Raw genomic sequence first — 12,229 nt, forward strand, 5'->3', positions numbered from 1 at the left:
CTGGAGTGAATATGATCAATCAGGCTGAGGGGAGCAGGTTTTTGAGCGGGATCGAATCGTTTGCGAGGTCGGTGGCGCGCACTGGAATCTTCTCGCCGACGAAACGCTTGGCCAGCATGAATTCCTGCGGACGGCTAACGGTATCGGCCGCGAGCATCACGCCACCTTTCAGGTAAAGCGCGGAGAACGAACGGCTTTCAGGCGCACCGCGCATGACAAGTTCGTCATAACCCTGCGACAGGCCGACCATCTTCAGTTTCAAGTCATATTGATCGGACCAGAACCACGGCACACTGTTGTAGACGCGCTCCTTGCCACACAGCGTGGCCGCTGCCGTGCGCGCCTGCTCCATGGCATTGGGTACGGACTCCAGCCGCAAGCGTCTGCCAAGTAGCCCGTTGGGGTGGTTGGTGCAGTCGCCGATGGCGAAGATGTCGGGGTCGGACGTGCGGGTGTGCTCATCCACCACGATGCCGTTATCCACGGCGAGGCCCGCTGCGCTGGCCAGTTCCGTGGCGGGTTGCAAGCCGACGCCGACGATGACGAGATCGGCGGGAATACGGGAACCATCGGCACAGACCACGGCTGCGACGGCATCGCCGGATGCGTCCAGTTCGAAGCCGCTGACCGCCGTGCTGGTGCGCACATCGACGCCGGCTTCGCGATGCACCCGTTCATAGAACGCAGAAAGTTCCGGCGCCGTGACTCTGGCGAGCACGCGAGGTAATGCTTCGAGAACGCTCACGTGCAGCCCTCGCTTCACTGCAACAGCCGCGACTTCGAGGCCGATGTACCCGCCGCCAATGATGACGAGGCGTGCCCCCGTATGGAACTGCATGCGGATGCGTGCGACGTGGTCGAGCGTGCGCAGGTAGTGAAAGTTCGGTTGCTTTTCGATCGCTTCGATGCCCGGCAATGCGAGCCTGCGTGCATGGCCACCCGTCGCGATCACGAGCTTCGAATAACCGATCTCGCGACCGTCCGACAGGGTCACCACATGCGTCGCGCGGTCGATGCGCTCGGCCCGGGTATTGGGAATGAATTCGATCCGGGCCTTGTCGTAAGTGGCCTGCGGCTTCAAATAAAGCTGTTCCGCGCTGAGTTCGCCCGACAGAAACGCCTTCGACAAAGGCGGGCGCTGATACGGCAGATGCGGCTCCTCTCCGATCAGAACGATGCGGCCAGGCCATCCCTGGTCCCGGATGCTGGTTGAGCACTCGCCCGCTGCGTGGCCGGCACCGACAATCAGTGCGATGTCCTCTGAGGTTGCTGCAGTGCTCATAAACGCTCACTCCCGTCCCGTATGGCTATCGTGCGGACTGCGACGCACTGGCAATAATTATTATTTTTGAATGATATTCTCAATTGTGAACGTCACTCGGACGGACTGTCAACTCTCGGGTTCCCTATTGACCACCCCGTTCCCGTTCGCGTTGCTGGACGGAAAATCCTTATTGCACAATCGCAACAAATAGAACATAGTTCGAATATTAGAACTCTATGTGGCATCTACGAGAACGCCTCGGCGAACTCATAAAACGCAACGTGAGGAGACGGCATCATGGATGAACGGCTGCGTCTTCAGGATTTCGACGATCCTGTCTTCAACCCCTTTTTCGAGGATGCGCTGGCCTATGGTGCGGATAGCGACCCTTACCCGCGCATCGCCGCGTTGCGCGAGCGGGGCTCGGTGCAGAAAGGCGACTATCGCGTGTTGATGGACACGCCCGCCGATCTGACGATGCAGGACGTCGAGCACTACTGTGTGTTTGGCTATGACGAAGTGGCGCAGGTGTTGGGTGATCCGGCGACGTTTTCGAATCGGGCCTATGAGCGCAATATCGGCATCAGCTTCGGCCGCAGCATCTCGACCATGGACGTGCCCGAACATCCGCGTTACCGGCGTATCTTCCAGAAGGCGTTCATGCCGAATACGGTGGCGGCGTGGGGCGATACGCTGGTTGATCCGGTGGTGAACGACTTGATGGACGGGTTTTGCCGCCGCGGTCATGCCGACCTCGTACAGGAATTCACGCTTCATTACCCATTCAATATCATCTATCGGCAGCTTGCGCTGCCGCCCGAAGACGTCGGGATATTCCACAAACTCGCGATCGCCCAGACGCTTGTTTCGGTGGATATCGAGCACGGGGTCGAGGCCTCGACGAAGCTGGGCGCGTATTTCACGCAACTCGTCGCGCAGCGTCGCGAGCATCCCGGTGACGATCTGGTGAGCATGCTGGCGACGGCTGAAGTCGAAGGCGAACGCTTGCCCGAAGAGGTGGTGATCTCGTTTCTGAGGCAATTGGTGAACGCGGGCGGCGACACCACATATCGCGCGACGAGCGTTTTGCTGCTTGGTCTGCTGCGCAATCCGGATCAACTTGATGCAGTACGGCACGAGCGCACGCTCGTGCCGTACGCCATTGAAGAAGCCTTGCGTTGGGATGGACCTGTCGTGATGCAGTCGCGCATGGCGGCGCGGGATGTGACCTTGGGTGGCGTCGAGATTCCGGCGGGCGCCTTTATCGATGTGGTAGCGGGCAGCGCCAATCGCGACCCCGGCCGTTTCACGGATCCCGACCGGTTCGACATTTTCCGCGCCAGAGCGCATCGGCATTTTGCTTTCGCCTATGGACCTCACGTGTGCATCGGTCAGCATCTGGCGCGCGTCGAGATGACTCGCGCGCTCAACGCGATCCTTGACCGGTTGCCGAACCTGCGGCTTGACCCCGCGGCGCCCGCGCCATTGATCAACGGCATCATGATGCGCGTGCCGCATACGATTCCGGTCGTATTCGGCTGAGATTCGACCGATCCAGCCAGCCGCCGGAGACTGAACTGATGACCGACTTCGACTTTGTCGTCGTGGGGGCAGGGGCCGCAGGGTGTGTGCTGGCCAACCGCCTCTCGGAGAGCGGGCGCCATGAAGTGCTTCTGATCGAAGCGGGTCCGGAAGATGCCAGTCCTTTGATCCGGATGCCGAAAGGATTTGGAAAACTGCTGGATGACCCCGTTCATGCGTGGTTCATTCCGGTTCGGCCGGATAGCGGCAACGGCCATCGCAATGAAGTCTGGTTGCGCGGCAAGATGCTCGGCGGATCGAGCAGCATCAACGGCATGGTCTATATGCGCGGCCATCCCGAAGACTACGACGGGTGGGCGGCGCTCGGTGTGGAAGGCTGGAACTGGCGGGACGTGGCGCCGTGCTTCAGGCGTATCGAAGACCACGCGCTGGGCGCTGACGAACTGCGCGGCAAGGACGGCCCGCTGAAAGTGTCGTTGTACGCCGAGCGCAATCGCCTCGGCGAAGCCGTGCTGGACGCCTGCCGGTCGCTTGGCGTGCGAAGGCTCGAAGACATCAACCGGTTCGATCACGAAGGCGTCGCCTACCTGACATACACGATTCGTAACGGCCGCCGGCAGAGTTCAGCCGAAGCGTTCCTCAAGCCGGCGAGGAAACGCAGGAATCTGACTGTCGTCACGGGGATGGAAGTGACCCGGGTCATCTTCGAAGGGACGCGCGCGGTGGGTGTCAAATGCAAACGTGCCGGCTTCGAGACCACTTACCGCGCACGCCGCGAAGTGGTGCTGTCAGCCGGCGCGCTCGAGTCGCCGCGGTTATTGCAACTGTCGGGGGTGGGCGATCCGCAACATCTGCAGTCGCTCGGTATCCGCGTCGTCGCGCCGAGCCCCGGCGTCGGTCTGAATATGCGTGAACATTTGCTTTACATGATTCAGGCGCGTCTGCGGCAATGGCGAGACTCGCAGAACCGGCGGTTCGCCGGGATGCGTTTGTGGCGCAATGCGCTGCGATATTTTCTGTTCCATAGCGGTGTTATGGCATTGGGTTCGTATCAGGTGGGTGGCTTTGTTAAAACCGCGCCTGATGCCGCCCGGCCGGATGTGCAATTGATGATGGCGCCGTACTCGCTGGATTTCGGTGCCCGAGGCTACGGTTTCGAAGCTTTTCCCGGCATGCAGCTTTTCAGCTATCCGCTCAGACCCGAGAGCCAGGGACACGTGAAGATCGTTTCCGCTGACCGTAATGTCCCTCCGGAGGTGGTCGCCAACTATCTCGCCGATCCCCGAGATCAGCGGCTGGCGATCAATGCATTCCGGCTGATGCGCAATGTCTTCGCAGCGGAACCGCTGGCAAGGCTGCTGGATGGCGAAACACGTCCCGGCTCCGCGCTTAAGTCCGACGACGAAATTCTCGAACTCTACCGGCGCGAAGGCCAGTCGGGCTACCACGCTTGCGGCACCTGCAGGATGGGGAGCGACACGCTTGCGGTACTCGATTCACGGCTGCGCGTGCGCGGCGTCGACGGACTGCGCGTTATGGACCTGTCCGTCACGCCGACGATGATTTCCGGCAACACGAACGGCCCGATGATGGCCATGGCGTGGCGCGCAGGCGATCTGATTCTGGCGGACGCACGTTGACATGGCGTGATCGGTATTGCGAACGTGACACGAACCTTCATACGCGAAATTCCTATCAGGGAGCGATGGCATGAACTTGACGGCGCAAGCGTCGAACATCACTGCGATCGTCCAGCAGGCGCTCGACCATGCGACTCGCGAGGGCGGCGAAATCGGCGTCCAGGTGGCCGCCTATCAGGGTGGCAAGCTGGTTGTGGATGCATGGAGCGGGGTGGCGGATCAGGCGACGGGGCGTCCTGTGGATGGCGAAACGTTGTTCAACGTCTATTCAGTCACGAAGGCCGTGGCGGCGACCGCGCTGCACATTCTGGCCGATCGGAGCCACATCGACTACGATGCACCCGTTACACGCTACTGGCCCGAATACGGTGCGCACGGCAAGGCGCGCACGACGGTTCGCGACGTGCTGACGCATCGTGCGTGCGTGCCGCAGATGCCCGGCGGGGTCACGCCCGAACGGATGTGCGACTGGCAGTGGATGACCACGGCGATTGCCGACCTGAAACCGTTGGCGGAGCCGGGAACGAAAACACTCTATCTGTCGATGACCTTCGGCTGGATCATCGGCGAGTTGGTACGTCGGGCGGATCCGGAAGGGCGTTCGCTGGGACGCTTCGTGCGCGAGGAAATCGCCGCGCCTCTCGGCATCGCTGACCTCTGGATCGGTATCCCCGATGAGGTCGAGCCACGTATCGCGAACCTCACTGACGCAATGGTGCCGGTGCCGGCGCAATATCTGCCGCCGCTGTTCCTCGCCTCGATGCCTGAGCAGGTCGCGCTGAATCCAACGGTGTTCGAGCGGCCCGATGTGCGCCGCGCGGAAGTGGCGGGGGTTGGCGGCATATTCAATGCACGCAGCGAAGCGCGCTTCTGGGCGATGCTTGCGGGCGGCGGCGAGCTTGACGGTGTGCGGTTGCTGTCGGAGGAGCTCGTCGCGACGCTGAATATGCCGCGGGCGAACAGCGCAGAACCTGACCCGGTGATGTTCGGGTTTCCGATTCCGATCACTATCGGTGGGTTCTGGTTCGGCGGCGCTCATCCGCCGGTGACCGCCGTTCAATCGCCGCGCGCCTTATGCCATCCGGGGCAGGGCAACTCGATTGGCTGGGCCGATCCGGATACCGGTCTGGCCGTTGCGATTTGCCACAACAAAATGTTTAATCCGACTTCGCCAGAGGAAGACCCTCTGCTGCCCGTCGCGCGGGCGATCCGCGAAGCATTGAATCTGGGCTAATGACCTATGGCTGTCGATGTCGCCTATTTGCAGCAGTGGATCGGTAGAAGCGAGCGCGTTTCCGACACGCTTGGCCTGACGCCGATCGCCGCGCTTGCCGCTACGCTTGACAAAGAAGACACCTCGGTCGCCCCCGGTGATGCATTGCCTCCGTTGTGGCATTGGCTCTACTTTTTACCGTTGCACCGGCAGTCGCTGGTGGGTCCGGACGGACATCCGAAGCGCGGCGGTTTCCTGCCGCCGGTGGCCTTGCCGCGGCGAATGTGGGCGGGCAGTCAGCTGACGTTTTTACGGGAGCTGAAGGCCGGCGATGCGGTCATCCGTTTGTCGACGATCGCGGACGTGGCGCACAAGCAAGGTCGAAGCGGCGACCTTGTGTTCGTCAAGGTGCTGCATCAGATCAGCGATGCGGCAGGCGTGGCGATCACGGAGCATCAGGACATTGCCTATCGGGACCATCCTGCCTCGGGCGAAAAGCCACCTGTACTCCAGCCGGCTCCCGAAGGCGCGCAATGGACGCGGGAGATCCATCCGGATCCCGTGCAGTTGTTCCGCTATTCCGCATTGACGCTCAACGGTCATCGCATTCATTACGACCGGCCTTATGCAATGGAGCAGGAAGGCTATCAGGGACTTGTGGTACATGGCCCGTTTCTGGCGATGCTGCTGCTGCTGGATCTGGTGCGATCGGCTCTTCCCGGCGCGCGGGTCGTGGCGTTTTCGTTTCGGGCAGTCAGTCCGGTGATCGACACGGCGCCATTCGTTGTTTGTGGACGTCCGGACAGCGATGACGGCAAGACGCTCAAACTGTGGATCGCAGGTAGCGACGGCACCTTGCGCATGCAAGCGGATGCCGTTCTGGGGTAACCGTCGCCTTTGTCGCCGATAGCGGACGCCGCCTATTTCCGGCATCTGACGTTAATTTTCATGGGGTGTTATGCGTTCATTTCTGTTTGTTCCGGGGATACGGCCTGAGCGTTTTAACAAGGCGCTCACCTCTGGCGCCGATACCGTGATCGTGGATCTCGAAGATGCAGTCGCTGAAGCGGACAAGGCGCAGGCTCGTCAATATGTCGCGGATGGCGCATCGGCATTTGCTGCATCGACCACGCGCGTGCTTGTGCGCATCAACGGCGTCGGTACGCCATGGTTCGATGACGACCTGGCGTTGCTCACGGCGCGCGGCATCGATGGCGTCGTATTGCCGAAAGCGGAGAGCGCGGAAGCTCTTCTTAAGGTTGCGCGCGTGAGCGGCAAGCCGATTCTGCCGATCGTCGAATCGGCACTCGGCGTGTGGCAGGTCCTCGAGGTGGCCAGGGCGCCCGGCGTGGAGCGACTCGTATTCGGTTCGGTCGATTTCGAACTGGATCTGGATTGCTCAGGTTCATGGGATGCGCTTCTCTATGCCCGCTCGAGGATCGTTCTAGCGTCGCGGGTCGCAGGTCTGCTACCGCCAGTGGATGGCGTAACCGTAACGCTCGATGACACCGCGCAACTCGCGGCCGATGCATCGGCCGCGCGACGCCTGGGTTTCGGCGGCAAGCTATGCATCCATCCGAAGCAGGTAGCGCAAGTCAATGCCTCGTTCAGTCTGGGCGAGGATGAACTGGCGAAGGCGCGGGAAGTGGTCGAAGCATTTGTGCGCGCCGGTGGCGGCGCGGTGTCCGTCGACGGACGGATGGTGGATCTGCCGGTTCTGCTCAAGGCGCGGCGTCAGTTGGCGATGGCAGGCGGCTCGACCGGCGCGCGGAATAGCGACGCACCGGACAGCGGTTGAGCCGGCCGGCCATCTAGGTCGCCCGAGGTCGCTCGCGGCTGGTGACGTGCCGGGACCGTATTAAACCGGATCCCAGGGCGTCAATGTGAGTGACGGCACGTTCTGGAAGAAGCTCGACTCGAACGCGGGCATCACCTGTTCGGCGATCGACTCCGGGGTCCATCCGCCGTCGCGATGCAGCGAACGCACCATGCGAATCTGGTTGAAGAAGTAGATTTCGTTGGCGCGTACGCCGAAGATCTGTCCCGACACCTTCGCTGCGCGATCCGATGCAAGATAGACCGCAAGCGGTGCCACCTTGCGCGCTTCCATCTTCTTCATGATCTCGACGCGCGCCTTTTGCTCGGGCGTCTCGGACGGAATCGATGCGGTCATCGCGGTCCATGCCCACGGCGCGATACAGTTCGAACGCACGTTGAATTTCGCCATATCGAGTGCGATCGACTTCGACAGGCCCACGACACCCATCTTTGCAGCCGAGTAGTTAGCCTGGCCGATATTGCCGATCAGACCGGAGGTGGATGTCATGTGAACGTAGCTGCCACCGTTCTGCGCCTTGAAGTGCGGTGCGGCGGCGCGGGCCACAAAGAACGAACCGTTCAGATGCACGTCGACCACGGCCTTCCATTCTTCCGGGCTCATGTTGAAGAACATGCGGTCGCGTACGATGCCCGCGTTGTTGACCACACAATCGACTCTCCCGAAGGTGTCGAGCGCTGCCTGCACGATTTTTTGTGCCGAGTCCCATTCGGCCACGCTATCCGTACTCGCCACCGCCTCGCCGCCTGCTTCCCTGATTTCCGCCACGACCCGCTGCGCCGCGAACTCGCCGCTTTCCGCATGGCGCCCCAGGTCGTTGACCACCACCTTCGCGCCGGCTGCCGCGAACTGCAGCGCGAAATCACGGCCGATACCCGCGCCCGCGCCGGTTATGACCACCACCTTGTCTTTCACGATATCGCTCACTCTCGTCTCCATTCGTTTCAGGCGTTGATGTAGAAAGTTCGTCAGCCTATAATAACAAAACTGAACAGCGTTGCATATTGTGAACGAAGAGGCGATACGACGTCTCTTCACTCAAACCCCTGGCAGAACGACATCGATGAAACAGTGGCAATGCATCTTCTGTGGATTCTTCTACGACGAAGCCGTTGGGCTTCCCGCCGAAGGCTTTCCGGCTGGCACCCGCTGGGTGGACATTGCCGAAGACTGGGTCTGCCCGGAATGCGGAGCGGCGAAGGCAGACTTCGTGATGATTGAAGTGTAATGCTCGCAGCCGTGCAGTATGGTTGTGTGGAGAACGTCGCCACGATCGCGATCGATTATCCGCCGGTCAATGCCTTGAGCGCGGCAGTGCGATCCGGTCTGCTGGGCGCCTTCAGGCAGGCGAGAGACGACGGCGATGCGCGAGCGATCATTCTCATCGGCAAGGGCAAAGGTTTTTCCGCGGGCGGCGATATCCGCGAATTTGGCACACCTTCGGCGGCCGCGCCGCCTAGACTGTCGATACACGTTCACCCGTTCATCGAATCGATGAACAAGCCGGTCATTGCAGCGATCCATGGCCTCGCCATAGGCGGCGGTCTGGAAACGGCACTCGTGTGTCACTATCGCGTTGTCGAAGCAGACGCACGCATAGGGCTGCCGGAAGTCGGACTCGGAACCATCCCGCTGTCGGGCACGCAACGCATGCCACGCGCGGTGGGACTTACCCGAGCCATCGACATGATCCTGTCCGCGAGTGTGGCGCCCGCGTCATCGTTTGCCGGTACCGCGCTGTTCGACCGTATCGTCGAGCCTGGTCAGGCGTTGGAGGCCGCCACGCAACTGGCGCACTCGCTTGTCGAGCGTAACGATTTTTCGCTGCCCTTGATCAGACATCGTGCCGTCAGCCATCGCCACGCAACACGGGTTCTTGCACAGGCGCGTGCGGCACTGGCTGACGCTCCCACGGCTCACGCGGCTGTACAAGCACTGGAAGCGATTACCGCCTCCGTGGCATGCGAGGACTTCGACGCTGGTATGCAAAGGGCGCGAGCCATATACGATACCTTGATGGCCTTGGACGAAGTGCGGATTCAGCGCGAGCGCTTTTGCAACCGAAGCTGAAACAGGACTCCTCCTCGCTCGACAACTTACATTTGCCGGAGATCGAATCCGCGCCACGACGCCCGTGCAGCACGAGCCGAGTCTATGGCATCGGCTCGTGCTGCCGCAGCCCGTGGCGGGCAATCAAGCCACCGCGCTCAAGCCCGTTCGAATATCGCGGCCAGCCCCTGACCGCCGCCGATGCACATTGCCTCGAGACCGTAGCGACCCTTGCGCCGTTGCAGCTCGAAGAGCAGTGTGGTCATCATGCGTACGCCCGTGGCACCGATCGGATGACCCAGCGAGATGCCGGAGCCGTTGACGTTGAGCCGCTCCGGGTCGTTCCATCCCCATCCCTTGAGCACCGCCAGCACCTGGCAGGCGAATGCTTCGTTCAGTTCGACAAGATCCATCTGATCGATCGACAAGCCGATGCGTGCCATCAGTTTCTGGACGGCGGGCACGGGGCCGATTCCCATGCGCGACGGCTCGCAACCTGCCGCGGCCCAGCCATTCAGATATGCCATTGGCTCCAGACCGAGTGCTTCGAGTTTGTCCTCTGCGACGACGAGGCACGCGGCTGCGGCATCGTTTTGCTGGCTGGAATTGCCTGCGGTGACGGTGCCACCCGGGATCAGTGCGCGCAGCTTGCCGAGGCTCTCCATGCTGGCGTCTTCGCGAAAGCCTTCGTCCTGGGCAAAGGCGAGCGGGGCGCCTTTTTTCTGCGGGACGGCGACCGCCACGGTCTCGGCTGCCATGCGGCCCGACGCCCAGGCTTGAGCCGCGCGACGATGGCTGCGCACCGCATATTCGTCGGCCTCTTCACGGCTGATGTGAAAGTCGTTGGCGAGGTTTTCAGCCGTTTCTATCATTCCCGAAATGTGTCCGAAGCGCGCCTCCGGTTGCGAGCGTTCGCGGCCACGCGCGAGCCGGTCGTGGAACTGTACCGAACCCGCGCGTGCACCCCATCGCATGTCGGTGCTGTAGTACTCGATGTTGCTCATGCTCTCGACACCGCCCGCCAGCACGACGTCGGCCGCGCCGGTCTGGACCATCATGGCTGCCGTCGCCAGCGCCTGGAGTCCGCCGCCGCAGCGCCGGTCAAGCTGCATGCCGGGCACATCGACCGGCAGTCCGGCTTGCAAGGCGATCCAGCGTCCCACACAAGGCGTTTCGCTGTTCGCGTACGACTGCGCGAACACCACGTCGTCGATCCGCATGGGATCGAGCCCGGTCCGTTTGAGGACTTCCTGGGTCACCAGTGCGCCCAGTTCCTCGACCGGCACGCTGCGCAAGCCGCCGCCAAAGGTGCCGACCGGCGTGCGTACGGGACAGACGATCGCTGCGCGTTTCATATGCGTTCCTTCAATGGGGATGGATCTTGTCGCCGACAGCGTCCAGACCGGATTGCGTCAGAGGGCTCCGGCGTTTGAGCATTCGAGCGCGACCCGGTAGTCGGGGTGGGCGATCGCCAGCAGGCGCTCGCGTCGCTGTTTCAAGGTGAGTCCGCGCAGGTCCGCGACGCCGTATTCGGTGACGATGATGCCGGCATCGCTGCGCGGCGTGCTGACGGGGCCGCTGAGCGCCGCGACAATGCGGCTTGCGGCCTTGCCCGCTGTCGACGGCATCGCGACTACGGGCAGACCGCCTCTGGCATGCCGTGCCCCGCGCAGGAAATCGAGTGCGCCGCCTACGGCGCCAACATAGCTGCCGTTGGCCACTTCTGCGTTGATCTGCCCGCTGAGGTCGACTTCGAGCGCCGAATTCAGGGCAACAAAACGGTCGATGCGGGCCAGTACGTCAGGATTGTGCGTGTAGTTCGTTGAGCGAAACTGTACGGCCGGGTTGCGATGTGCGAACCCATGAATGCGGCGGCCGCCCATCATCACGCCGGCAATCGTCAAACCCCTGTCGACATTCTTGCGCGTGTTGTTGATCACCCCGGCGTCCATCAGATCGGCGACCTTGTCTCCGATCGCACCCGAGTGAACCCCCAGATTGCGCCGGTCGGACAGACGCGCAAGCACGGCTTCGGGAATCGCACCGAGCCCGAATTGAAGCGTCGAGCCGTCCTCGATCAAACCGGCAACATGGGTCGCGATCGCCAGTTCGACTTCGCCGATTCTGCTGGGGGGATTTTCGAGCGGCGCGCGCGATGTCGGCAGAATGAAGTCGAGGTCGGCGTGTCGCAGATAGCGCTCGCCATACGTCCACGGTGCCTGCTCGTTGATTTCCGCAACGATGACGCGGGCGGTGTCCAGCGCCGGAACCAGATACTCGTGCGCGATCGACAGGCTGTAGCGGCCTTCATGATCCGCAGGTGCCAGTTGCAGCAGCAGCACGTCGATTTTGAGCGGGCCGGAGCGCATCATCTGCGGGAATTGCGAGTAGTGGCAGGGCAACACGTCGAGTGCGCCGGCCCGCGCCAAAGCGCGATTGGCGCCGGAGCCGCAGTAGGAAACGAAGTCGATGCAGTCGGCGTGTTCAGGCCGGCATGTATCGGTGGTGCTCACGCCCAGAAACACACGGAACCGGCCGATCTCCCGTCGCTGCGCAATGAGTGCCTGAGTCAGCGGCACCGGTTCCGCGTTCGCCTGACCCCACATGACGTTGTCGCCAGGGCGGACGATGGAGCGAAAGTCGATGGAGCCGGCTTGCAGGAGTATGGGCATGAGGCTGACGGA

General features: G+C 62.1%; 11 protein-coding genes. 7 read left to right on the plus strand and 4 right to left on the minus strand.

What is annotated here, in order from left to right:
- Positions 1 to 19: 19 nt before the first annotated feature.
- A complete protein-coding gene (locus AC3WLT_RS16580; protein ID WP_492592785.1) occupies positions 20 to 1,282 on the minus strand; it encodes an NAD(P)/FAD-dependent oxidoreductase in 1,263 nt (420 codons plus the stop codon).
- 279 nt (positions 1,283 to 1,561) lie between these two features.
- Here AC3WLT_RS16580 and AC3WLT_RS16585 point away from each other — a divergent pair, with 279 nt between their 5' ends.
- The 5 genes from AC3WLT_RS16585 to AC3WLT_RS16605 all read left to right on the plus strand — a co-directional run bounded on the left by AC3WLT_RS16585 (position 1,562) and on the right by AC3WLT_RS16605 (position 7,457).
- The gene (locus AC3WLT_RS16585; protein WP_492592786.1) at positions 1,562 to 2,806 is read left to right on the plus strand and encodes a cytochrome P450; all 1,245 of its coding nucleotides are present in this window, start codon (positions 1,562 to 1,564) and stop codon (positions 2,804 to 2,806) included.
- 38 nt (positions 2,807 to 2,844) lie between these two features.
- Positions 2,845 to 4,446: a GMC family oxidoreductase gene (locus tag AC3WLT_RS16590; protein WP_492592787.1), complete on the plus strand. Its 1,602-nt coding sequence runs from the start codon at positions 2,845 to 2,847 to the stop codon at positions 4,444 to 4,446.
- Positions 4,447 to 4,516: 70 nt separating this feature from the next.
- The gene (locus tag AC3WLT_RS16595; protein ID WP_492592788.1) at positions 4,517 to 5,680 is read left to right on the plus strand and encodes a serine hydrolase domain-containing protein; all 1,164 of its coding nucleotides are present in this window, start codon (positions 4,517 to 4,519) and stop codon (positions 5,678 to 5,680) included.
- A 6-nt stretch (positions 5,681 to 5,686) separates the two neighbouring features.
- A complete protein-coding gene (locus AC3WLT_RS16600) occupies positions 5,687 to 6,547 on the plus strand; it encodes an HTD2 family dehydratase (RefSeq protein ID WP_492592789.1) in 861 nt (286 codons plus the stop codon).
- Between the two features lie 70 nt (positions 6,548 to 6,617).
- On the plus strand, positions 6,618 to 7,457 hold the full coding sequence (locus AC3WLT_RS16605) for an HpcH/HpaI aldolase/citrate lyase family protein (RefSeq protein ID WP_492592790.1): 840 nt from the start codon (positions 6,618 to 6,620) through the stop codon (positions 7,455 to 7,457).
- Positions 7,458 to 7,517: 60 nt separating this feature from the next.
- Here AC3WLT_RS16605 and AC3WLT_RS16610 read toward each other — a convergent pair whose 3' ends face one another.
- Positions 7,518 to 8,423 carry an SDR family NAD(P)-dependent oxidoreductase gene (locus AC3WLT_RS16610; protein WP_492592791.1) on the minus strand — a complete coding sequence of 302 codons (906 nt, stop codon included), beginning with the start codon at positions 8,421 to 8,423 and terminating at the stop codon, positions 7,518 to 7,520.
- 136 nt (positions 8,424 to 8,559) lie between these two features.
- On the opposite strand from AC3WLT_RS16610, the gene AC3WLT_RS16615 reads away from it, so the two are divergent.
- Positions 8,560 to 8,724, plus strand: a complete 165-nt coding sequence (locus tag AC3WLT_RS16615; protein WP_492592792.1) for a rubredoxin — start codon at positions 8,560 to 8,562, stop codon at positions 8,722 to 8,724.
- A complete protein-coding gene (locus AC3WLT_RS16620; protein ID WP_492592793.1) occupies positions 8,724 to 9,566 on the plus strand; it encodes an enoyl-CoA hydratase-related protein in 843 nt (280 codons plus the stop codon). Before AC3WLT_RS16615 ends, AC3WLT_RS16620 begins: the two co-directional genes overlap by 1 nt.
- A 137-nt stretch (positions 9,567 to 9,703) precedes the next feature.
- Here AC3WLT_RS16620 and AC3WLT_RS16625 read toward each other — a convergent pair whose 3' ends face one another.
- Positions 9,704 to 10,900, minus strand: a complete 1,197-nt coding sequence (locus tag AC3WLT_RS16625) for an acetyl-CoA C-acetyltransferase (protein WP_492592794.1) — start codon at positions 10,898 to 10,900, stop codon at positions 9,704 to 9,706.
- 57 nt (positions 10,901 to 10,957) lie between these two features.
- Positions 10,958 to 12,217 (minus strand): acetyl-CoA hydrolase/transferase family protein, encoded by a 1,260-nt coding sequence (locus AC3WLT_RS16630; RefSeq protein ID WP_492592795.1) that lies wholly within the window; start codon positions 12,215 to 12,217, stop codon positions 10,958 to 10,960.
- Between the last annotated feature and the right edge of the window lie 12 nt (positions 12,218 to 12,229).

The sequence above is a fragment of the Paraburkholderia sp. FW306-2-2C-D06C genome (assembly GCF_058781505.1).

Coding starts and splice junctions, on each gene's coding strand:
- AC3WLT_RS16580 (WP_492592785.1), bottom strand. CDS start 1,282: ATGAGCACTGCAGCAACCTCAGAGGACATCGCACTGATTGTCGGTGCC.
- AC3WLT_RS16585 (WP_492592786.1), top strand. CDS start 1,562: ATGGATGAACGGCTGCGTCTTCAGGATTTCGACGATCCTGTCTTCAAC.
- AC3WLT_RS16590 (WP_492592787.1), top strand. CDS start 2,845: ATGACCGACTTCGACTTTGTCGTCGTGGGGGCAGGGGCCGCAGGGTGT.
- AC3WLT_RS16595 (WP_492592788.1), top strand. CDS start 4,517: ATGAACTTGACGGCGCAAGCGTCGAACATCACTGCGATCGTCCAGCAG.
- AC3WLT_RS16600 (WP_492592789.1), top strand. CDS start 5,687: ATGGCTGTCGATGTCGCCTATTTGCAGCAGTGGATCGGTAGAAGCGAG.
- AC3WLT_RS16605 (WP_492592790.1), top strand. CDS start 6,618: ATGCGTTCATTTCTGTTTGTTCCGGGGATACGGCCTGAGCGTTTTAAC.
- AC3WLT_RS16615 (WP_492592792.1), top strand. CDS start 8,560: ATGAAACAGTGGCAATGCATCTTCTGTGGATTCTTCTACGACGAAGCC.
- AC3WLT_RS16620 (WP_492592793.1), top strand. CDS start 8,724: ATGCTCGCAGCCGTGCAGTATGGTTGTGTGGAGAACGTCGCCACGATC.
- AC3WLT_RS16625 (WP_492592794.1), bottom strand. CDS start 10,900: ATGAAACGCGCAGCGATCGTCTGTCCCGTACGCACGCCGGTCGGCACC.
- AC3WLT_RS16630 (WP_492592795.1), bottom strand. CDS start 12,217: ATGCCCATACTCCTGCAAGCCGGCTCCATCGACTTTCGCTCCATCGTC.